The sequence below is a fragment of the Microcoleus sp. A6-C6 genome (genome assembly GCF_036705955.1).
GTDB lineage: Bacteria > Cyanobacteriota > Cyanobacteriia > Cyanobacteriales > Microcoleaceae > Microcoleus.
The window spans coordinates 64,136-86,241 of the sequence record NZ_JAUBVR010000002.1 but is presented as its reverse complement, the minus strand read 5'-3'; the positions used below and the strand labels follow the sequence as shown (position 1 = coordinate 86,241).

Here is a 22,106-nt window from a genome sequence, read left to right as displayed (position 1 = left end):
ATTAATGTTGTATATCCACTGAAGTGAAGAGGGTTCGGAGTACCGTTGGTAATTCTCATCCCTAACTCTACAAAGGTATAACCATCCGAATTAGGTTTTTTACCAAAGCACAGGGGATTTAAGCCCCAGCCTAAAAACTTCGCTGTCAACTGTCAACTGTCAACTGTCAACTGTTAAGCAGCAAGTGTTTCAGATCACAAGGCCGGTCGATCGCCCTCACTACCAAAAAACCTAAAAATATGTCAAATTAAGTAAGGGGTTATCAAATAACTCATGCCATATCCGTAGAAAGTTATGACAACAAAACTAAGAGCTACAGACACAGAAAAAATGGAGATAGACTTGCAACAGTTGAGAGCAGACCAAGAACTGATTCTCAACCAAGTAGACAATGCGATCGCTCTGTTCGACTCGTCTGACAGCTTAGTTTTGTTTAACCAAAAATTAGCAGGAACCTGGGGACTGTCCCCAGAATGGCTCGCTACACAGCCTAAGTGCGACTTGCTGTTTGCCGAAATTGTCGATCGCGGTTACTTGTCGCTTCAGCAGTGGGAACAGTTTCAGGAAGCACTGCAAAAATCTCAGGATGAAAGTTTATCATTTTATTTCGAGCAATCGAATGCTATTTGTTTGGAGGTGTGCGCCACAATTACCAACAGTGGCGGGCGGCTGTTTACCTTTCGAGACGTTACAATATACCAAAAATCCCAAGCTAGCTTGAATGCAGAAGTCAGGCGGCTGACATTTCTGTTAGGTTTAACCGAACGCCTGCAAAACTCTCACAGTTTGCAAGAAATAGGTCAGTTTGCTCTTACCTATCTGGTAGAGGCAACGAATGCTGCTTTCGGAGACGTAAAAGTGATTAGCGGCAAGGGAAACGACAGACAAGCGGCGGCAATTTCCAACCAAGTTTCTAGTCAATTTCTGGCTAGTTACGGCGAACCCGTGGCCGCCGGAATGCAAGAATTGCTCGACAAAGGTATTCCCTACGGCACCGGTTTGCTGTGGCAAGTGGTGGCAACCGGTCAAGCTTTGTTTGTCGATGATTATGCCAAACATCCCAATGCTGTGCCGCAATTTCGGCATCCGGGAATCGGACAATTGGGGATTTTTCCGATCGCATCTACCGACGGCACAATCATCGGAGTGCTAACGCTGGAGTCGCGCAACGTCAAAAAACTGCAAGCTTCCCTCCACCAAGAAGTGCTGGAGGCTGCTTGTCGCACGCTGGGGGCGGCAATCGAGCGGGCTCAAACACAAGAAAACCTACGCCAAGTTAACGAACAATTAGAGTATTCTTCTCAGTTAAAATCCGAGTTTTTAGCCTCAATGTCCCACGAATTGCGGACGCCTCTCAATAGCATTCTCGGCTTTTCTGACTTGCTGCTGCGGCAAACAGCCGGCCTGTTGAACGATCGACAAATCAACTACGTAGAACTGATCGAAAAAAGCGGCCAGCACTTGTTGCAACTGATCAACGATATTCTCGACCTTTCTAAAATTGAAGCGGGGAAAGTAGAACTAAATTTGCAGCCTGTGCGCGTTCACGAACTCGCCACAGACTGTCTGAAAATGATTCAGCCGCGCGCAGACAAAAAGCGGATCGCTTTGTCTTTAGAACTCGACTACCGCATTACTAAAGTTTGGCTCGACGAACGGCGAGTCAGACAAATTGTGATTAATTTACTTTCTAATGCTATCAAGTTTACCCCGGAACGCGGACAAGTTAAACTCAGCGGCCGTCTGGCCTACGGCAGCGAAATGAGCGACGATTATCGCCCTGATTGTTCTCCTGTAAATGCCAGCACTCCTTATTTTTGTCTTGAGGTGAAAGACTCCGGTATCGGCATTCCTCAAGACCGCTGGCACTTGCTATTTCGACCTTTTCAACAGGTGGATTCTTCCCTGACTAGGCGGCACGAAGGTACAGGTTTGGGTTTGGCTTTGACTAAGCGTCTGGCGGAATTGCACGGGGGAACTGTTTCTTTTCAATCTGTTTGCGATCGGGGCAGTTTGTTTCGCGTTTGGCTGCCTTTGACGGAGATGCGTCAAGAGTTGGGAACTTTTGCCAATTGTGCCTTGGATGCCAAGTTAGTCCCTGCTTCTGCGATCGCATTACCACTTGGCAGCAAGCGGATTTTGGTGGTGGAAGACCAGCCTTTTAACCAAATGTTAATTTCGGAGGTGATGGAATTGGAGGGGTTCGGAGTAGAGATACTCGCGGATGGGAAGGCGATGGTCGATCGTATCCTTGCCGCCTCTGCTGCGCCGGAGTTGCTGCCGGATTTGATTTTGATGGATATTCAGTTGCCGGATGTTGATGGCTTTGAGTTGATGCGCCGAGTTAAGGCAGATCCTGTCTGGGAGTCGGTACCGATGATTGCGGTGACGGCGATGGCGATGCCTGGCGATCGCGATCGCTGTCTGGAAGCTGGCGCTTCTGCTTATTTGAGCAAGCCGCTGGATCTGAATTTGGCGATCGCGACTATCCGTTCTTTTCTCACTTAAACAGCATTTACCAAACAAAATGATTCAATCCATACCGCAAATTGTCATCAGATTAGTTTGGCGAGGGTGGGATGGGGGCGATCGTTTTCAAGTAAACTAAGCCATGATGCGTTTATAATCGAGTAGTGGAAGTTCAACCAAGACAAATTCAGAACTATCTAACAGTAGACGGAAGAAGCCCTTTTGCAGAATGGCTAGATGCTTTGCGAGATCGGCGAGCTATAGATAAAATTGAAAAGAGGCTGAGGCGCGTCGAGTCAGGCAATTTGGGCGACTCTCGCTTTGTTGGAGAAGGAGTCTGCGAGCTGAGAATTAACTATGGGCCAGGATATCGCGTTTATTTTGGACAAATCGGGTCAACAATAGTTCTCCTTCTCTGTGGTGGAGATAAAAGTACCCAAGAACAAGACATTGAAAAAGCTAAAGAATATTGGAGAGATTATGGAAGTCAAAGCACCGAGGAGTAGCAGTTACCGAGAATATCTGATGTCATCTCTAAAAGAACCCGAAAGAGCTGCTGGCTACATTGAAACTTTTTTGGAATTAGAAGAAGGTGACGAACCAGAATATTTATCATCTGTGTTGAAAGATGTAATTGAGGCGCACGCGCAAATAAATCCTGTTTTGGAAGAAGTAAAGTCGCGCTACGAAAAACTCGATCGAATGCTTTCAGAAACTAAGGGTGCTGAAATTTATGCTTTGGTTGAGTTGCTGGATGCACTGGGGTATCGGATTGCGATCGCTCCCAAGTAGATTAGTGGGATGATTGTATGGTGAGTTTCGATCTAAATATTTATAGTAGCTTGCTCTCTCAATATCAACCTCGAATTATCAAAAGTGAAGAGGAAAACGAGATATTTTTGGAGATTGTTGAAGAATTACTTTCTCGTCAAAATCTGACTCCAGAAGAAGATGCGCTATTAGAATTGCTGGTAAAACTGATTGAGGATTTTGAAGAGCAGCACTATCAACTTAATACATCAACGCCCAAGTCAAGGCTGCTTCATTTGATGGATGCTCGGAGTCTAGAAGCAGAGGATTTAGTAGAAATTATGGGTTCGAGTGAGGCGGTAGTTGAGGTAATTAATGATCGGCTAGAAATCAGCAAGCAACAAGCTGAGGCTTTGGGGAGGTTTTTTCACGTCGATCCGGGGTTGTTTCTGTTCAATTGAGCGATCGCACTCTGTAATTTCTCGGAGGGCGATCGCATTCAAGTAGATTGATTTAGTGAAGGTGGGGTGGGGGCGATCGCACCCCTCATCCCTCCTATAAAAATGCAAAGCGATCGCACTCACTCATCAAAAGAACCATCCCCAAGCAATTCCAACAACTCATCCCAAGAACAGCCAAATGTTTCCTTAATACGGCTAACTGGGTCTATTTCTATCTTCGCCATTGGCTGCATAGCATAACGGCGAACGGTAGTGTATGTGACACCAGAACGTCTGCTTAGTTCGTTAAGGCTCCAGTTCCGCTCTTCGCAAAGCTCTTTGACTCTAACTTTTACTCGATACATACCCATTAGCTTATGAGTATTTGAGTGTCAGAACTAGAACTTTTACACCTACGCATTCATATATATGCGTTGACATATATGCGCTAGCGCTATAAAATGAATAATCAAGTCAAAAGCCAGCGCCTCTACCTACCAAGTGTCCGCGCTGGCTCTGGCTCCCTTATGCAAAGGAGACAAAACCCATTATGACCTACAAAGAGTGCCTCAAGCCTTGGGCGGTTGCCCGTTTGCTGCCCAATTTGCAATGGGCGATTGTCGGGCGATACCGCAATCGATCGGACGCTGACGGACATCTTCAGTTGTGTCGCCAGCAAGTCCCCGATATCCGATTGAAAGTTGTGTTTGCTTTGCCCGATCGCACTGATTTGACACATCAGGGCCGATAACCGATCGTAGGAATCGGTTTTTTTAGGCAGAACTTACGCACTCCCGACCAAGAAACCGGGTTTTTTACCTCATCTGCGGACTACAGCAGAGGATTTTCGTAAAAAAACCCGGTTTCTTGCCACCCGTGCGTCCAGGAATATTAGGGAAAAAGAAAACAGCCCTACGTGAGGCTGTCTTCGATCGCACTATTGTATTTGCCACTGCTGGGCCTCCTACTTTTCCAACTGCCACTAATCCTGGGTTCACTGCCACAGAGGTGTAATTTATTACATTTCATGATGCGAAACGCTAAACTCAATAGTAGAGAAATTTTAAATTGAATGTAAAATCAACTTCTACTAAGCTAACTCAACTATTTCCGCGATCGATCGGGGGCATCTCTTTTCAGGAACGAGGGGAAAGGCTAAAGAATACAACACAATCAGTTCTGGACGCTATTAGACTAAAGAAAGCGGGTTTTTTACCCGGATTAAAAGTCTGGATGCAGTATTTTCGGAAAAAATCCGATTTCTAGGCGATCGTGCGTCAATCCTAGCTAAATACCTCAATTCTTCGTCCTTGCCGATCGGTGACAAACTTTACCTATCATATTCCATGTCAAACAAGTCGCCCTGCATCATGTTGGTTGATGACGAGCCAGCTAATCTGATTTTACTGGAAGAGTTATTGCTCATGAAAGGATACACCACAGTATCGGCCCAATCTGGCCAGGAAGCCCTCTCCCTCGCCCGCGCATCTCGACCCGATTTAATTTTATTGGATATTATGATGCCGGAGATGAACGGTTTTGATGTGTGCGAGATCCTGCGGAACGATACAACATTGCAAACTGTACCGGTGATTTTTTTGACGGCCCTCGATGACGATACCTCTCGCATCAGAGGACTAGAAATAATGGCCGATGATTATGTGACCAAGCCTTTTAACAGCCGGTTGTTGCTGGCAAAAGTTGAAAATATTTTGCAGTTGAGTCAAATGCGATCGCAAGCTGTATCTTCTGAATTCAACCAGCAAGTCAGAGAGCAAAGCAAACGCCAAATCGCCGCAGCTTGGGAAGCCAACGAATATCTTGCCCAAAAATTTCAGCTATTTGTTCCCGAGCAAATTCTCGGACGAATTGCACCGCAAGGAATAGAATCTATTCAGTTGGGCAATGTCACAGAAGAAGAGCTGACTATTTTATTTTGCGACATTCGCGGGTTTACTGCGATCGCAGAATCTCAAGAAGCTCGCGAAACTTTTGAATGGTTGAACGCTTTTTTCACTAAAATGAACGATTGCATAACCTCTCACGCCGGGTTTATTGATAAATACCTAGGCGATGCAATCATGGCAGTATTTGACAAGCCGAATTCTCACGCTATGGATGCGATCGAAGCCGCAGTAGCAATGCAAGAAACTTTGCAAGAATTTAATGCCAGTCGCCACAAATACAATTTAGAATCTCCCGTCAATATTGGTACGGGAATTAACACAGGTATCGGCATGATCGGCACTTTAGGTTCCGATCGCCGCATGGACTCTACAGTCATCGGCGATGTGGTAAATACAGCTTCTCGGTTAGAAAATTTAACTAAAATATACGGCTGCCAAATTATTGTTAGCGAAAATGCGCTCGTTCATGCGAGAGAATTTCTAAATAACATAAGTCCGAGCTCCAACTCAAATGAAAGTCTATTATTAAAGTGCGATTTGGAAGTGGAAACACATGAGACTATTATTTCTACTTCTCGGGCGACTGCTGCCGACAGCGATTTGCCAAGCAACAGTTATTACTATCGCTGGATCGATCGAGTAACTCCGCGCGGCAAGCAGCAAGCTATTGAAATCTACGAAATCTGGGCAGCCTCCTGTCCCGACTCTGAAGCAAAGCAGCTTACCCAGGGTTTATTTGACAAAGGAATTCAAGGATGGCAATCCGAAAGATTTGTCGCAGCCTTGGGATATTTTCAGCAACTAATCGAACAAAACCCTGCTGATACAGTCGTCAGTTTTTATATAAACCGCTGCCAGGAAAAACTAGGTTTGATACCTGCAAGTATTCGCCCAGAAATGAGCTAAATAGAACTTGTTTGTAGTGAGGAATTCAGTTTTATCCATCCTATCAGTTCGTAGTGAGGAATTCAGTCCTCTCTTGAGAGCGCAAATAAAAGCTAAGCTAAAGTAATCCCATTCGTAGCGAGCACTTCATTCCTCTTTCTTAGCGCAAATAACGGCTAAATTCCTGGATACGAACCTATACCAATTCTGAAAAATACGCGAGCATCTTTAGGGGGTACTTTTAATAATTGGTAGAAGATTGAGGATTGTAGCAAGACTTTTTTAAATTGGTATTATGACAATAGTCCGGACAGTTTTGAATCACCAACGGTAGAATTGGGGTTTCCGCCGCTGCCCGAAAAACTGTCCGGACTATTGACTTTTAAAAAAAATTCCCAAGTGGGTTGACAATAAACAAGTCTTGTGATATCGTTTTAAAAGATTGATTATGTAAATAATTAAAATACAGTTTTCAAAACTCACTTTTGTAAGAATTGGTGAGTAGCAGTGAGCTAGTTAAAAAGAAAAACTGGTACTTTCAATTTTGTTCAAGTAATCACTTGACTAGAGGAGCAACTGAACCCTGGCAAGCGAGAATCTCAGCATTTTATGGAAAATATCACGGAGAATTCAAAGATGGTGATAACTTCTAATCAGACGTTAGTAAACCTCCTGTCCTACAGAGCTAATATACAGAGTAATAAAGTAGCCTATACATTTTTGGAAGATGGAGAAACACCAAGCACGAGTTTGACATACGGAGAACTGCATCGACAAGCAAAAAAAATTGCCACCAAATTACTTGAACTTACAAAAAGAGGAGAACGTGCTTTACTACTTTATCCTGCTGGACTAGAATTCATAACTGCTTTTTTAGGGTGTTTGTATGCAGAAGTGGTGGCTGTACCAGCTTATCCACCACCTCGCAATCAAAAGATGTCTAGGCTGGAAGCGCTCGCCAAAGATGCAGAAGTCAGCCTAGCACTAACTGTCAAATCAGACTTAGCAAAAATAGAAAATTGGTTGGCAGAAAGTCCAACATTAGCTGGTGTGCGCTGCCTAAGTACGGACGATATTAGCAGCGAACCAGTTTTTGATTGGCAGGAAGAGACTGCCATAGACAGCGAAACCTTGGCATTTCTTCAGTACACTTCGGGTTCTACAGGAACCCCAAAAGGCGTGATGGTTTCTCATGGTAATTTATTACATAATGAGAAAATAATCCAGCACGCTTTCGGACACACAGAACAAGCAATAGTTGTCGGTTGGCTGCCAACCTTCCATGACATGGGACTGATAGGGAACATACTACAACCGTTATACCTGGGAAGTTCCTGCATTCTCATGCCGCCCGTAGCTTTTATTCAGAGACCTCTACGCTGGCTAAAGGCGATTTCAGACTATAAAGCTACTACTAGTGGCGGCCCTAACTTTGCCTACGATTTGTGCGTTCGCAAGATTAAGCCGGAACAGTTATCAAAGCTTGACCTAAGTTCTTGGGATCTGGCGTTTTCGGGAGCAGAACCCGTGCGGGCAGAGACGATCGATCGCTTCTGTAGTACCTTTGCTTCATGTGGCTTTCGCAAGGAGGCATTTTACCCATGCTACGGGATGGCGGAAACCACATTATTAATCGCAGGGGGATTGAAAAGCGATTTCCCCACAGTGGCATCAGTCGATCGCGCCACTTTAGAGCAAAATATAGTGGCAACCGCTACCAACCAACAAGAAGACGCGATCCAAATCGTTAGCTGCGGTCATGCTTGGTTGGATTGCCAAATTGCGATCGCCGACCCAGAATCCTTAACTAAGAAAGCAGACTTACAAGTAGGAGAAATTTGGGCATCCGGTTCGAGCGTGGCAAAAGGCTATTGGCATAAACCTGAAGCCACCAAAGAAACATTCCATGCTTATCTTGCAGATACAGGTCAAGGGCCATTTTTGCGGACGGGAGACTTAGGGTTTTTGAAAGATGGAGAATTATTCATCACAGGTAGGCTTAAAGATATAATGATTATCCGGGGTCGCAACCATTATCCGCAAGATATTGAACTAACTGTAGAAAAGAGCAATCCGGCGCTGCGTCCGGGGTGTGGAGCTGCATTTAGCACAGAAGTTAAAGGCGAAGAGCGCGTTGTTGTCGTTCAGGAGGTGGAACGAACGTATATCAGAAAATTAGATATCAAAGAAACAATCGGCGATATCAGTCAAGCATTAGCAAGAGAACACGAATTACAGGCTTATGCTGTCGTCCTAGTAATGACCGGGAGTATTCCCAAAACTTCCAGTGGCAAAATCATGCGTCAGGCCTGTCGTTTAGAGTTCTTAGCAGGAACTTTGAAAATTGTAGACCCCTTATCAAAAAACTTAGTACAGTCCCACGATGAAAGTTAAATCGTCATAGAATTCACTATTCATTAGACAAGTTCGATTGCAACCATCCCTATTGAACAAGAGGAGCGAAAGCATTATGAATCAGTTAGATCGCCAACCCCCACTCAATCCTATTGCCGATTCTCCCGGAAAGAAAAAGCTTACCATCACTAGCAGTTACCTAAGAAAGCTGCAACGGCGTGTTGCTTGGGCAAATACTTTAATTCCTCTAATCGGCACGGTGGTGGCTGTTGCCTCCCTGTGGGTTTCAAACATTACGACCGTAGCAGTCGTGCTGTTGGTCAGTATGTACGCCTTGACGACAATAGGAATAGAAGTGGGATTTCATCGCTACTTTTCGCACAGTGCTTTCAAAGCGAATCCTGCGGTGCGCGTCATGCTTGCCATCTTTGGATCGATGGCCGCACAAGGTCCCGTGATTTACTGGGTTTCTAACCATCACCGCCATCACCAATACACCGATCGCCCTGGCGATCCCCATTCCCCCCACCTCCACGCAGAAAAAAAGTTTGCTCGGCTACGCGGACTTTGGTACGCCCACTTAGGCTGGATATTTGAAAGTGAAATGAGCAATCCCTCACTCTATACCAAAGATTTGATGCGAGACCCAACGATCGCTAAGATCAATCAGTTTTACCTACTCTGGATAATTCTGGGTCTAGCAATTCCTGCTGTTATAGCAGGACTAGCAACCCAGACCTGGATAGGAGCAATGCAAGGATTTCTCTGGGGCGGGCTGGCGCGTATCTTCCTCTGCAATCAGATAACTTATTGCGTCAACTCTATATCCCATGTTTATGGCAATCGCCCTTTTGAAAGCAACGATTGCAGCGCCAACAACGTCTGGCTTGCCCTCCCCACGGCGGGCAGCACATGGCATAACAACCACCATGCCTTTCCCTATACGGCAATCAATAGCTTTGAGTGGTGGCAGATCGATTTAGGGGGTTGGGTTATCAGGATTCTAGAATTCTGCGGTTTGGTTTCGGATGTCCGAATGCCAACACCGGAGGCGATCGCTGCTAAAAAGAAAAAGCAACCATCGTAGGTACAATAGCTAAGTTGTTGTTCATCTATAACAATTTAAGCTAAGTTGTTGTTCATCTATAACAATTTAAATGCGTAACAGCTTAAAGGTTTTTGTTCAGTAAAAGTCTACCCATAAACAGTAGGAAAGTCGAAAAAAATGGAAATTCAGAATCTAGAAACCACAAAGAAGCCAGTCGTTTTGCCAGGAAATTCAGCAGAGAATCAATCTTTTAATACCGCCAAGATAGAAGAATGGTTAGTTTCTTATCTAGCAGACTTGCTGGAAATGGATAAGGATGAAGTAGACGTGACAGTTCCCTTTGAACGCTACGGTTTGGATTCGGCATCCGCTCTCGGTCTCATAGGGGATTTGGAGGAGTGGTTGGGATACAATCTCGATCCTACACTTCTGTACAATTACCCAACAATTGAGCGTTTGGGAAAGTATTTATCTACAACGTTAAATACCTAACTTCGTTGGCTCAGTAGTAGGGAGGGTTAGGCTGGAGATGGTTGACGACTAATTGTTAGCAATGGGGTAATATAGCGGTTCTCAGGTAGATGAGGTATATATTAAAGCTCAAAAGCCTTGATATCCATAGAATCTAACGTACCTCATCTTTCTGAGAAAGGCTATAAGCGAAATCAATCTACTAAAAGTTGGATGAGTTGTATGGAAAAAAGTGTTGAAAGGGAAGCGATCGCAATCGTTGGTCTAGGCTGTCGATTTCCCGGTGCTGAAAACCCTGAAGCATTCTGGCAACTGCTGCAAGAAGGGGTAGATGCGATCGCCGAAGTTCCACCAGAACGGTGGGATGTTAATGAATTATATGACGAGGCGATCGCAGCACCAGGAAAAATAAATAACCGTTGGGGTGGATTTCTCGATCGCATTGATGGATTGGATGCCGACTTTTTCGGGATTACTCCCGCTCAAGCCAAAGAAATCGATCCCCAGCAAAGATTGGTTTTAGAAGTCGGCTGGGAAGCGATCGAAAATTCAGGAATCGCACCCGATAAACTGGCAGGCAGTAAAACAGGGTTGTTTGTGGGCATCGGCACTTACGACTACAACAAACACGTTTATTACGATCGAACGAGCATCAATCCCTATACCACTGTTGGGACTTCTAATGCTATTGCTGCTAGCCGTCTATCTTACCTGTTGGATCTGCACGGCCCCAGCATGGCAGTAGATACTGCCTGCTCATCTGCCCTGGTAGCTTTGCACTTAGCGTGTCAGAGTTTGCAACTTCAAGAGTCGGATTTGTGTCTGGTGGGAGGTGTGAATGCGATTGTAAATCCAGAGGTGACAATCGGTTTATCTAAGGCCGGAATGCTGTCGGCTGATGGTCGCTGTAAGACGTTTGATGCTAGTGCAGACGGTTATGTTCGCGGCGAGGGCTGTGGCATGGTTGTGCTTAAACGCCTCACGGACGCGATCGCAGACGGAGATAATATCCAGGCTGCGATTAGGGGTTCAGCAGTAAACCATAATGGCATGACTAACGGACTGACGGCTCCCAGCAGACATTATCAGGAAGCTGCGATCCGCCAAGCACTCTTAAATGCTGGAGTACAACCAGCCGAAATTAGCTATGTAGAGGTGCAAGGCACCGGCACTGCTTTGGGAGATGCGATGGAAGTCAAAGCACTACAAGCTGTTCTGACTCCCGGTAGGGAAGATCGCCCCTGTTGGCTGGGATCGGTGAAGACTAATATCGGTCATTTAGAAGCAGCGTCGGGAATTGCTAGTTTAATCAAAGTTGTACTTTCCCTGCAACATGGGGAAATTCCACCGCACTTGCACTTGAAGCAACTCAGTTCCTATTTTTCCCTAGCCGGCACTCCTTTTGCGATTCCCAGTCAGCGCCAGTCTTGGCCGGCAGATGCAAAACGTCGCCTTGCTGGAGTCAGTGCCTTTGGTTTTGGGGGAACAAACAGTCATGTAGTGGTGGAAGCAGCGCCCGAACTTTTCAAAACAGAAGAGTCGAGCGATCGCCCAGCCCAGATTTTGGCAATATCTGCAAAAACACCAGCAGCGTTACAAGCGTTGGCAGAACGTTATCAAAGTTATTTAGAATCTCATCCAGAAGCAAAGATGGGCGATATTTGCTTTACAGCGAATACGGGGCGATCGCACTTTGAACATCGTTTGGCAGTAGTCGCTGAATCCACAACACAACTGCACGAACGACTAGGGGATTTTATCCACCAGCGGGAAACAGTGGGAGTGCTAAGCGGACGAGGAGGTCGCAAAAAGCGGCTGAAAATCGCCTTTGTATTTACTGAGGGAGTCGGCGATATGCGCGGTCTAGGACACCAATTATATGAAACTCAGTCTATCTTCCGCGAAGCGATTGAGCATTGCGATCGGATTGTGCAAACTCAGACAGGACAGTCCTTGCTTGCAGTTTTCCATCCGCAGCCAGCAATAGACCAAGATTTCTCCCAACCTGCTTTAGATGAGACAACCTTTAGGTTCACCGCTTTATTTGCCCTAGAATACGCTCTAACTCAACTGTGGAAATCTTGGGGCATCCACCCGACACTAGCGATCGGTTATGGAGTCGGGGACAATGTAGCGAATTGTGTCAGCGGCAAATTGACCTTAGAAGACGCGATCGCATCGACCATTGAAAGAGGAAAACTTCTACAAACCCAGTCTTTAGAGCGGGAAAAAGTTAGGATTTCCCTACCGGATCTCAACCAAATATTCCCGGTTAAAACCGAGGGAACTCAAACCCTTATCTCCACCTTAGAAAAGGATAATCCTCCTCCCCACCCCTTAGCCAAATTGAGCGAGTGCTTAGAAACTGTTGTTGAACAAAAGTACGATTTTGTTCTAGAAATCAATCCCGAACAAACAGGGATATTCGGATTATTACGCGATCGCATCAGCACCGACGCTAATGTTTGTTGGCTTCCCAGCAAAGATTTGAGGCAATCAGCTTGGCAGCACATTTTCCAAACTTTAGGAGAATTATACATTCGCGGCTGGTCTGTAGACTGGTCAGCTTTGGACAGAGATTACCCCCACCATCGCTTACAATTGCCAACCTATCCATTTCAGCGACAGCGATATTGGATAGACATATAGCGCCATTCGTTTCAACCATTGCGTTCATCGTTCATTGAAAACTGTGCAGGAATAAACTATGGAAACCCAAACTTTTGTAGATTCGGCAAATCAAACAGCAACAAACGTTAAAGAAACTTTAACAATCGCAGAAATTGAGAATTGGTTGATTTCCCATTTAGCCGAACATCTCGAAATCGATCCAGATGATATCGAAGTTGAAGGAAGTTTCGCTGACTACGGTATTGATTCATCATTGGCAGTTAGCATTACAGATGAATTGAGCAAATGGTTGAATTGCGAATTCGATGCCACGCTCCTCTGGGATTATCCTAGCATTGCAGCAGTTTCACAATATTTAGCAGAATCTAAAATTTGTAATTAGACAGACAATAAACCTTGTGAAGCAGGCCTCTTGCCTGTAATCAACAAGTTTTGCACAAAATGGCTAATCGTTCTTTATCAGGAAAATCAAAATGGAACCTATTCCTCAAACAACGGTAAGTCCAGTCAATAACAGCAAAAACTCTTCGACTCAACCCGTCAGGTACAATCCTTTCGATCCTAACTTTCAAGCCGATCCCTATCCAACTTACCACCGTCTGCACTCTGAAGATCCAGTACACCGAACTAAGATCATTGCCGATTGGGTGCTAACGCGCTACAGTGATGTTAAGTCAATTTTGCGCGATCGCCGCATTCAAAGTTTCAATAAGCCAGAAACATTTGCCAAAAAGAACCAATACTTAAAGAAACAAGGCAAGAATATTGATGCCCTGGTCAGTACCAGTGAAAGATTATTATTTTACCAAAACCCCCAGGATCATTCCAGACTCAGAGGCTTAACAAACAAAGCCTTTTCTATTAGTTCAATCGAGCTGATGCGCCCCACTATTCAGGAAATTGTAGATGAGTTACTCGCTCAAGTTTTGGATCGAGGACACATGGACATCATTAGCGATTTTGCTAGCATACTACCAGCAACAATGATTAGCCGGATGTTGGGAGTTCCTAGAGAAGATGAAGCGCAGTTGTATCAATGGTCAACTATTTTGTCCCGCCTCCTCGATCCAATGGTACCTCTAGAAGAATACGAGGAGATGAATCAGGCAACTAAAGGGTTTGACGAATACTTTCTGCAACTGATTAAACAAAGGGAAAAAGCACCAAAAGCAGATTTAATTAGCGCGTTAATTGCGGCGAGAGAGCAAGGAGATAAACTCAGTTTAGAAGAACTCCAAGCCACTGGTATTTTGTTGTTTCTAACTGCCTCAGAAACCACAGTTAATGCCATTGGAAACGGGATGTTGGCATTACTTCGCAATCCCCAACAACTGCGTCTGCTCAAAGAAAATCCTGAATTGATTTCCACAGCATCAGAGGAAATTCTCCGCTATGACTCTCCATTGCAGATGGCTGTGCGGATTGCTGGTGAAGATATAGAAGTTGGTGGCAAGACAATTCGACAGGGGGATAAAATAATTTTGTGTTTGGGCGCGGCTAACCGCGATCCAGAGCAGTTTGTCGATCCCGATCGATTTGACATTACTCGAACTAACAACAATCACTTGGCTTTTTCTGATGGTGTTCGCTATTGTTTAGGAGCTGCTTTAGCGCGGGTGGAGATTCAAGTTGCTATCCAGACTTTAGTACAAAAACTGCACCACATCCAATTAGCTGCTGAGCAGATTGAATGGCGAAAAATCTTGGTATTAAGAAGTCTCAAGGCTCTGCCTGTAACGTTTGTACCTTGAGGGAAGAGGGGCTAGGGGCAGAAGGGTTAGAATCAGGGCTTCGCCGTGAGCGCTCAGCAGAACGGTTTTAGGAATTCAGAATGTCCTAACCGCCGAGAAGACTGCTATAAATAGTCCCGATCAGTTTGATCTCAATAAAAACCAAAACAAAATGATTAACGAGAAAGAACCAATCGCTATTATTGGAATCGGCTGTCGCTTTCCGGGAGCGAAAAACCCAGAAGCTTTCTGGCAACTCTTGTGTGATGGTAAAGAAGCAATTTCAGAATTATCAATCGCTCGGCGCGATGATGGGTGGCTTGACTTCCCCGATCTGAGAGCAACAAACCAACCCAATATCAGAATGGGTGGCTTTTTAGAGGATGTCGATCGCTTCGATCCCATGTTTTTTGGTATTGCTCCCGTTGAAGTACCCAGCATGGATCCTCAACAGCGACTGTTACTGGAGGTGACATGGGAAGCCTTAGAAGATGCCGGACAAATTCCGGCCGATTTGGCGGGGACACAAACGGGTGTATTTATCGGTATGTTAGGTCTCGACTACGGTCAATTAGTCTGGAAAGATCGCACTATCGATACTTATGCAAGCACTGGCACTTCTCATGGTATTTCTGCCAACCGTATTTCTTACTTGTTAAATCTGAATGGGCCGAGCTTCGTGATCGATACAGCCTGTTCTTCTTCCTTAGTGGCTCTGCATTTAGCCTGCGAGAGCATACGACGCGGCGAGTCTACAACGGCTCTGGCTGGAGGCGTGAATTTGGTGTTATTTCCAAATCCATCGGCTAGCCTTGCCAAAGCAGGTTTATTTTCTGCCGCAGGTCATTGCAAAACTTTTGACGCTGAAGCTGATGGTTACGTTCGCAGTGATGGTGTGGGTGTAGTTGTGTTAAAGCCTTTGTCCCAAGCTATGGCTGACGGCAATTCCATTTATGCCGTAATTCGGGGCAGCGCGATCAATCATAACGGACGCAGCAATGGCTTAATGGCTCCTAACCCTCGCGCGCAAGAGGCTGTACTCCGGGAGGCTTATCGGCAAGCAGGCATTTCTCCAAGCCGCATTCAGTACGTGGAGGCTCAAGGCACGGGCAGCAAGCTGGGGGATGCAATGGAGTTGAAAGCTCTGGGAGCAGTGCTGGCAGAGGGACGACCCCCAGGAAGCTATTGTGCTGTGGGTTCGGTGAAGACGAATATCGGACATACAGAGGCCGCGAGTGGGATGGCTGGATTGATTAAAGTGGCCCTATCTCTTAAACATCGGCAGATTCCTCCTAGCCTCCACTTCCACCAACCAAATCCTTTGATTCCTTTTGATAGCTTGCCTTTGCGAGTGCAGCAGACGCTAGAACCCTGGCCAGAGGGGGATGGTGCGGCTGTAGCTGGAGTGAGTGCTTTTGCCTTTGGGGGCGCGAATGCTCATGTGGTTTTGGAGGGAATGCCTGCGACACCGAAAGTTGAGCTTAAAGTTGAAAATGGATGCGATCGCCCCCTACATATTTTGACGCTCTCAGCAAAAACGCCAGAGGCTCTTCAAGAGTTAGCTACTTGCTATCACGAGTTTTTGACAAATCATCCAGAAGTATCGGTTGCAGATTTCTGTTTCACTGCGAATACTGGGCGCACGCATTTTAACCATCGCCTTGCCGTTGTGGGCGAATCAATTATACAGTTTCAAGAGACGCTTAAGGCTTTTGTTAGTGGGCAAAAGGCTAGTAATCTGGTGTGTGGAAGTGTGAAAAAAGGCAAGCACCCCAAGATAGCTTTTATGTTTACCAATCATCTTTCCCAGTACCATAATATGGGCAGAGAACTATATGAAGCACAGCCAACTTTTCGCCAAGCTTTTGACCGCTGCGATGAAATCTTACGCTCTTATTTAAGTAAGCCACTGTCCGAGCTTTTATATGCAGAAGAGGATGAAAAAATTAATTTTTTGAAAGATACTACTTATGGTCAACCGGCTCTGTTTGTCCTTGAATATGCCTTGTTTGAGTTATGGAAGTCTTGGGGAATAGAGCCTGCTTTGGTAATGGGAAGTAGCTTGGGAGAATATGCTGCTGCTTGTGTAGCAGGAATCTTGAATTTAGAAGATGGTTTGAAGTTAGTTTCGGCTCTAGGATCTCTAACAGAAACGTTGCCCAGGGATTTTAGATTTACTGGTGTAAGAGGGAGTGAGGAGCAGGTAGCAGCAGCTATTGCACCCTACAAGGGGAAAATTTGGAGTATGTCTAATGGTGGGGAGCTGAATCTGATTGCAGGTTTTCCCGATGCTGTCGGAGCGGCGATCGCGGATTTAGAAGCTGAAGGAATCGAAACTAGAGATACACTCTCCAACTGCACCTATGGTTTCCACACTGAGTATATGAAACCAATGCTCCCGGAGTTGGAGCGGGTTGCTAGCGAGCTTACTTATTCTCGACCAAAAATAGATTTTATATCGACTGTTACGGGCGATCGCATAGCTGAGGTGATGACTCCTGAGTATTGGTCTAGTAATGTCTTAGAACCGGTTAAATTTTCAACCGCTATCAAAGGTGCTGCTCGGCAAGGCTGTGAGATATTTGTGGAAATTGGCCCTAAAACTTTCTCGATTGGTATGGGAATTACTTGTTTGCCTACAGCAGAGGTGACATGGCTACCAAGTCTGCGGGAAAATCAATCGAATTGGGAGCAAATGCTTCAGAGTTTAGCAAAGTTATATGTTAAGGGAGTTTCTATAGATTGGTTTGGGTTTGACGGAGACTATCGCCGCGATCGCCTATCAATACCTACTTATCCTTTTCAGCGCGATCGCTATTGGTTTGAGCCAGCTAGCACTGAGAGTCAACAATCAAGTATCTTATCATCTGAGAGCGGTCAGAGTCCCATAGTTGACTTGTTTAATACAGAAGATGTAGGGGAATTAACGCGACAGTTAGAAACGGCAGCTAATTTATCAGCAGATGAAGTAAAATTGCTGCCAAAGCTGTTAGAGCTATTAGTTGCAAAGCACAAAGAAAGTTCGCGAGAAATGCGCGATCGTGCTGAGGAATTGCCACCTGTTCTCAAACAAGAACTACCGTTGAATAACTCAACTGCTGATGTCAAGCCAAGTGTAGGCGAAGCTAGGCAGGAGTTGGCGGCGGATATTTTTGGGCTGAGAAAACAATTAAACACTTCTAGTGTAGGCGATCGCCCCCGGCTGTTACTCGCTTACCTACAACTACAAGTTGCCAAAACATTAGGAATTAACGTCACCCAACTAGACGAACAGCAACAACTAACAGAACTCGGTCTTGACTCCTTAATGGCATTGGAGTTGACACACCGAATTAAAACAGAATTGCGTGTAGATTTGTCAGCGATCGAATTTATGGGAGATACCACGATTGCTAAAATAGCAACCCAAATCGCGAATGCCTGGCCCAGAGAAGTGAAACAATCTCCTCTCAATCAATCACCCTTTATTCAAAATCCATCTTTAAAATGCCAAACGATTGTCACCCTCCAACCAGAAGGAAATAAGCGTCCTTTATTCTGGATGCCCCCCGCCGCTGGCGTAGCATTTCCCTATCGAGAATTGGCATTGAGCTTAGGCAAGAAACGACCGATTTATGGTCTCCAAGCTGTTGGCATTGATAATTCTGAAGAACCCTTAACTACTATAGAGAGTATGGCCGCTCGCTATATACAAGATATTCGAGTTGTTCAACCTGAAGGGCCCTATTGCTTAGGAGGTTGGTCTTTTGGAGCTTTAATAGCCTTTGAAATGGCTGTCCAACTTCAACGAGCAGGGCAAACTGTAGATTTATTAGCTTTGTTGGATCAGCCACCTAACTCTACCAGTGAAATTAACAACTTTTGGTATGCCTGTAAATTCATGGTGACAACAGCTATGCCCTCTATCTGGCCTTATGTAGGAGACTTTTTGAACTTACCAACTGTCGGCAACAACAAACAACAACTCGAACAATTAGCAATTCGCTTTGTGCAATTGCAAGGGCTAGAATTTCGCATACCCGCTGCCTTACGCCTGATGCGCGTTACCTTGTCTAATTTCCAAGCATTTGTCAACTACAAAACGCCCACCTATTCAAGTAGGGTTAGTCTGTTTGCGATTACTGAGAAAGGAGAAAAAAATAATTATAGTAGGGATTATGGCTGGAAGAATTTTGCCAAAGAAGTAGAACTTTATTCTGTTACCGGACATCATCTCAACTTACTACGCCCCCCCTATGTTCAAAATTTAGCTGAAAAACTGCAAGTTTGCCTTGACAAACTCAGTTAAAATTTTGGCACAATGCTAACTTGTTTTAATACCAATTCCTCGATCGACAACTACAGATTTGACCTCCCTGTAGTCCCCCCGCGGCTTCGGGGGACGGCGAAGCCGGAGGTATAGATTTGTAGTCACAGCTTCAAGAATTGATATAAATCGTCCCCTTGCTTAGTGCTAGGAATATTTGAGCGTAAGTATTGAGTAGTTTCGGGTGAGTCATAATTCCAATTGTATCGTAATTAACATTAGGCTGTGAGGGTCATAACCTTGGCTTGACAAATATAAACTCAAGCAGATTATCATTTAGTCTCATGCCAAGCCAACTAGAAAAGTACGATCTCTCAAAACAATTTCAAAGGATGAATTAAAATAATGTTAAGTTTCTTATAATGGCTTGACAGATTGTTAGCAATGCTATATTCTAATTGAGTAGAAGAGATAGAATTAAACACAAATTAGTTCACCAAGATTTTTGTATTGTTTTCCGACAAGTAAGTAGGTGAAACCAATGAAAATACCCGCTCGTATCAAAAAAGGATTTGATCTAGATGAAGCCATTATGATGGCAACATTCTGCAATCAAATCTACGATCTTTATCGCTATGACGATGGAAGTATTGACGACTCAGAACTCGAAGAAATTTACAATTCAATCCACCACAATCAGGACTGGAAGTTTGCCCACAGCATTCGCCACGATCGCAAAGCGGTTAGAGGATTTATTCTCAGAAATCACTTGCGGGAGCAGTATGCAGTGGTTTTCCGGGGAACGATTCTCACCGATAGAGGAGCTTTTGAACTGACTAATGCTGTTAGTGACTTAGACTGGGACTTAATTAACTACGGCTCTATGGCCGATCCCACGGTTAAAGTAGTCAAAGGATTTTATGAAGGGTTTGATTCGGTTGCCGATCAGGTCAAGCTTTTCTTTAAAACTATCCTGGGTCAACTCACCCCTAAAGATTTTAAAGAAATCGAAAGTCTGGAAACTGAACGGCAGTTTGCTTGCGTTAAAGCACTCGCAGATGCAGGTAAAATTAAGCTCGGTAGTGAGTTTAAAGAGAAAGTTACAACGCTGATTCAGAAAGCATTGGAAGATGAGGAGATTGGTAATGACGACGAACTCAAACCCATCTTTGAATTTCTAGAAACGAGCTTATTACCACTAAAAAGTGTTCCCGATAAAGTAGATGTTTACGTGACGGGACATAGTTTGGGTGGATCGTTGTCTAAGTTTTGTGCCATAGCCTTGCGGCGGTGGTTTGGTACTGAAACTAATTCAGGACTTAACATCAAAGCTTATCCGATAGGTGCTCCTAAAATTGGCAATAAAGCTTTTGCTAATTACTTCAATAGACAAATGGGAGAAGGAACAGTATATCGCATTGAGAATACTTTGGACTTGATGATGCGGTTTCCAGTTCCACCACCTTTCCCACTTAGCCTGTTTGCAGGTGATAACGGCTTGCGGATTGGTAACTTGTTTTTGGGGAATTTTGCCGATGTAGGAGAACTTCACACCATCACAGGATTAGGTTCTCAAAGTATATCTTTAGGAACTGGCGGTGCTTTAGATTTGGGGTTGGGAATTCCGTATCCCCATAGTTTTGAAGCTTTTCTCCAATTGCTCAAGGAAGAAAAAGCATTTTGGGATCAGATATCTCAATCAGTTAATTTGGTTCTTGCTCCGCTTCTCAAATCTTTGCTCCAAGAGCAACTAGAAGAAATTATCGAGTTCAGGAATAAAGACTTAAAGCAAGATTTAGCCTCTTTGCTGGCTAACAACGGCTTTGCTAGTTACAAGAAAACGGAAACTGCTGTGGATGAACCGATTCCTTTTGAAACTAGCGTTTAGTTTCGGCAGAGACTGTACTCAGGAGGCTTATTGAAAGCTTCGAGATTTCTATTTTTCTAGAATTGTTGGTAATAGTCCGGACAGTTTTGAATCACCAACGGTAGAATACGGGTTTCAGCCGTTTCCCAAAAAACTGTCCGAACTATTGTTATGAGAAAACTCTCATTTTAGACCATCAAACAGTCGTCAAAACTTGCTCTCTCAACTTCCCGATCAACTCATTAACCCCCCCCGTATTCAAACGGTAACTCAAAGGATGACCGATTAAATAAGCCGAACTTTCAAACAAAACATCAATTTCCACCAAACCATTTTCCCGCAAAGTTTTGCCAGTCGAAACCAAATCGACAATAGCCTCCGACATACCCGTAATCGGCCCTAACTCCACAGAACCGTAAAGCGGCACAATTTCCACCGGCAAATTCAAATTGTGAAAATATTCCCTCGCACAGTGTACGAACTTAGAAGCAACTCTACCGTGAGGAGGTAAATCCACCGTTCGCCGGTAAGAACTAGACTCTTTCACCGCCACAGACAGCCGACACTTGCCAAATTTTAAATCAATTAAATTGGCAACTTTCGGAGTTTTTTCCCGCAAAACATCATAACCAGCAATCCCCAAATCAGCTTGACCGTATTCCACATAAACCGGTACGTCATGCGTCCTTACTAGCAAAGCTTTTGCAGTGCCTGTCGGGTCATATATTTGAAGTTGTCGGTTAGAGGAATCGAGAAAAGCACTGAAGTCTAATCCAACCGATTTAAACAGCCGAATGCTATCTCCTAACAATCCGCCTTTGGGAAGTGCAACAGTAATCATGTCAATTTTTAGAGTCTAAATTGCTTAATTTGGCAAGGGGGCGATCGCGGCACAAGCAGAAACAGCTTTTACCAAACCCAGAATAACACATAGAGTTCACAGCTAAAAATAAATTTAGGGTATTGCTCGATCCTTTGTTTGGGTATATATTATATTTAGTCAGTTTTTTCAAGGGCGGTCAGTATGGAAAACAATCAAGAGTTTGAGAGTCAAGAATTTGACGGAGAATTTCACAGTGTAGACCCGGATTCCCTGAAAATTACAGTAGATGAAATCCTCTCAGGCGGCGGTGTAGAGGCCGAGGAAATGCACTATACAGTGGTCGTACCTACCGCTAACGATGTCAAACTCGACAGACACAGATCATTCAATGCCAAATCAGGTGCGTTCGATCGCGCCCCCCGATCGCCGTTTGCAGAAAAACGCGGAACGCTGGGAGGCTGTTAATGTAAAATGCTTGCAGAGG

General features: G+C 44.7%; 17 protein-coding genes. 15 read left to right on the top strand and 2 right to left on the bottom strand.

Features of this window, described 5'->3' with window-relative positions:
- Positions 1-294: 294 nt before the first annotated feature.
- The 4 genes from QUB52_RS01760 to QUB52_RS01745 all read left to right on the top strand — a co-directional run bounded on the left by QUB52_RS01760 (position 295) and on the right by QUB52_RS01745 (position 3,680).
- Complete coding sequence (locus QUB52_RS01760; protein ID WP_332972247.1) at positions 295-2,508, top strand: hybrid sensor histidine kinase/response regulator; 2,214 nt, start codon at positions 295-297, stop codon at positions 2,506-2,508.
- Between the two features lie 125 nt (positions 2,509-2,633).
- On the top strand, positions 2,634-2,975 hold the full coding sequence (locus tag QUB52_RS01755; protein ID WP_332972246.1) for a type II toxin-antitoxin system RelE/ParE family toxin: 342 nt from the start codon (positions 2,634-2,636) through the stop codon (positions 2,973-2,975).
- Positions 2,976-2,994: 19 nt separating this feature from the next.
- Positions 2,995-3,261, top strand: coding sequence for a helix-turn-helix domain-containing transcriptional regulator (locus QUB52_RS01750; RefSeq protein ID WP_332972245.1), 267 nt, complete (start codon positions 2,995-2,997; stop codon positions 3,259-3,261).
- Between the two features lie 17 nt (positions 3,262-3,278).
- A complete protein-coding gene (locus QUB52_RS01745; protein ID WP_332972244.1) occupies positions 3,279-3,680 on the top strand; it encodes a helix-turn-helix domain-containing protein in 402 nt (133 codons plus the stop codon).
- Between the two features lie 119 nt (positions 3,681-3,799).
- Here QUB52_RS01745 and QUB52_RS01740 read toward each other — a convergent pair whose 3' ends face one another.
- The gene (locus QUB52_RS01740) at positions 3,800-4,024 is read right to left on the bottom strand and encodes a helix-turn-helix domain-containing protein (RefSeq protein WP_332972243.1); all 225 of its coding nucleotides are present in this window, start codon (positions 4,022-4,024) and stop codon (positions 3,800-3,802) included.
- A 185-nt stretch (positions 4,025-4,209) separates the two neighbouring features.
- On the opposite strand from QUB52_RS01740, the gene QUB52_RS01735 reads away from it, so the two are divergent.
- The 10 genes from QUB52_RS01735 to QUB52_RS01690 all read left to right on the top strand — a co-directional run bounded on the left by QUB52_RS01735 (position 4,210) and on the right by QUB52_RS01690 (position 20,820).
- A complete protein-coding gene (locus tag QUB52_RS01735) occupies positions 4,210-4,410 on the top strand; it encodes a hypothetical protein (RefSeq protein ID WP_332972242.1) in 201 nt (66 codons plus the stop codon).
- Positions 4,411-5,005: 595 nt separating this feature from the next.
- Complete coding sequence (locus QUB52_RS01730) at positions 5,006-6,472, top strand: response regulator (protein ID WP_332972241.1); 1,467 nt, start codon at positions 5,006-5,008, stop codon at positions 6,470-6,472.
- A gap of 615 nt (positions 6,473-7,087) precedes the next feature.
- A complete protein-coding gene (locus tag QUB52_RS01725; protein ID WP_332972239.1) occupies positions 7,088-8,845 on the top strand; it encodes a fatty acyl-AMP ligase in 1,758 nt (585 codons plus the stop codon).
- Positions 8,846-8,921: 76 nt separating this feature from the next.
- Entirely contained in the window at positions 8,922-9,893 is a 972-nt protein-coding gene (locus QUB52_RS01720) for an acyl-CoA desaturase (protein WP_332972238.1), read from the top strand.
- Between the two features lie 138 nt (positions 9,894-10,031).
- Positions 10,032-10,346, top strand: a complete 315-nt coding sequence (locus QUB52_RS01715; RefSeq protein WP_332972237.1) for an acyl carrier protein — start codon at positions 10,032-10,034, stop codon at positions 10,344-10,346.
- 201 nt (positions 10,347-10,547) lie between these two features.
- Positions 10,548-12,974, top strand: a complete 2,427-nt coding sequence (locus QUB52_RS01710; protein ID WP_332972236.1) for a type I polyketide synthase — start codon at positions 10,548-10,550, stop codon at positions 12,972-12,974.
- Between the two features lie 58 nt (positions 12,975-13,032).
- A complete protein-coding gene (locus tag QUB52_RS01705; RefSeq protein WP_332972235.1) occupies positions 13,033-13,338 on the top strand; it encodes an acyl carrier protein in 306 nt (101 codons plus the stop codon).
- A gap of 91 nt (positions 13,339-13,429) precedes the next feature.
- Entirely contained in the window at positions 13,430-14,707 is a 1,278-nt protein-coding gene (locus tag QUB52_RS01700; protein WP_332972234.1) for a cytochrome P450, read from the top strand.
- Positions 14,708-14,858: 151 nt separating this feature from the next.
- A complete protein-coding gene (locus QUB52_RS01695) occupies positions 14,859-18,974 on the top strand; it encodes a type I polyketide synthase (protein WP_332972233.1) in 4,116 nt (1,371 codons plus the stop codon).
- 499 nt (positions 18,975-19,473) lie between these two features.
- On the top strand, positions 19,474-20,820 hold the full coding sequence (locus QUB52_RS01690; protein ID WP_332972231.1) for a lipase family protein: 1,347 nt from the start codon (positions 19,474-19,476) through the stop codon (positions 20,818-20,820).
- A 175-nt stretch (positions 20,821-20,995) separates the two neighbouring features.
- On the opposite strand, the gene hisG is transcribed toward QUB52_RS01690, so the two are convergent.
- Positions 20,996-21,640: an ATP phosphoribosyltransferase gene (gene hisG, locus QUB52_RS01685; protein WP_190740473.1), complete on the bottom strand. Its 645-nt coding sequence runs from the start codon at positions 21,638-21,640 to the stop codon at positions 20,996-20,998.
- Between the two features lie 183 nt (positions 21,641-21,823).
- On the opposite strand from hisG, the gene QUB52_RS01680 reads away from it, so the two are divergent.
- Entirely contained in the window at positions 21,824-22,087 is a 264-nt protein-coding gene (locus tag QUB52_RS01680; protein WP_332972230.1) for a hypothetical protein, read from the top strand.
- Positions 22,088-22,106: the final 19 nt, after the last annotated feature.

What these genes read in the sequence shown, in the direction of transcription:
- QUB52_RS01760 (WP_332972247.1), top strand. Translation starts at nt 295, where the DNA reads ATGACAACAAAACTAAGAGCTACAGACACAGAAAAAATGGAGATAGAC.
- QUB52_RS01750 (WP_332972245.1), top strand. Translation starts at nt 2,995, where the DNA reads ATGTCATCTCTAAAAGAACCCGAAAGAGCTGCTGGCTACATTGAAACT.
- QUB52_RS01745 (WP_332972244.1), top strand. Translation starts at nt 3,279, where the DNA reads ATGGTGAGTTTCGATCTAAATATTTATAGTAGCTTGCTCTCTCAATAT.
- QUB52_RS01740 (WP_332972243.1), bottom strand. Translation starts at nt 4,024, where the DNA reads ATGTATCGAGTAAAAGTTAGAGTCAAAGAGCTTTGCGAAGAGCGGAAC.
- QUB52_RS01735 (WP_332972242.1), top strand. Translation starts at nt 4,210, where the DNA reads ATGACCTACAAAGAGTGCCTCAAGCCTTGGGCGGTTGCCCGTTTGCTG.
- QUB52_RS01730 (WP_332972241.1), top strand. Translation starts at nt 5,006, where the DNA reads ATGTCAAACAAGTCGCCCTGCATCATGTTGGTTGATGACGAGCCAGCT.
- QUB52_RS01725 (WP_332972239.1), top strand. Translation starts at nt 7,088, where the DNA reads ATGGTGATAACTTCTAATCAGACGTTAGTAAACCTCCTGTCCTACAGA.
- QUB52_RS01720 (WP_332972238.1), top strand. Translation starts at nt 8,922, where the DNA reads ATGAATCAGTTAGATCGCCAACCCCCACTCAATCCTATTGCCGATTCT.
- QUB52_RS01715 (WP_332972237.1), top strand. Translation starts at nt 10,032, where the DNA reads ATGGAAATTCAGAATCTAGAAACCACAAAGAAGCCAGTCGTTTTGCCA.
- QUB52_RS01710 (WP_332972236.1), top strand. Translation starts at nt 10,548, where the DNA reads ATGGAAAAAAGTGTTGAAAGGGAAGCGATCGCAATCGTTGGTCTAGGC.
- QUB52_RS01705 (WP_332972235.1), top strand. Translation starts at nt 13,033, where the DNA reads ATGGAAACCCAAACTTTTGTAGATTCGGCAAATCAAACAGCAACAAAC.
- QUB52_RS01700 (WP_332972234.1), top strand. Translation starts at nt 13,430, where the DNA reads ATGGAACCTATTCCTCAAACAACGGTAAGTCCAGTCAATAACAGCAAA.
- QUB52_RS01695 (WP_332972233.1), top strand. Translation starts at nt 14,859, where the DNA reads ATGATTAACGAGAAAGAACCAATCGCTATTATTGGAATCGGCTGTCGC.
- QUB52_RS01690 (WP_332972231.1), top strand. Translation starts at nt 19,474, where the DNA reads ATGAAAATACCCGCTCGTATCAAAAAAGGATTTGATCTAGATGAAGCC.
- hisG (WP_190740473.1), bottom strand. Translation starts at nt 21,640, where the DNA reads ATGATTACTGTTGCACTTCCCAAAGGCGGATTGTTAGGAGATAGCATT.
- QUB52_RS01680 (WP_332972230.1), top strand. Translation starts at nt 21,824, where the DNA reads ATGGAAAACAATCAAGAGTTTGAGAGTCAAGAATTTGACGGAGAATTT.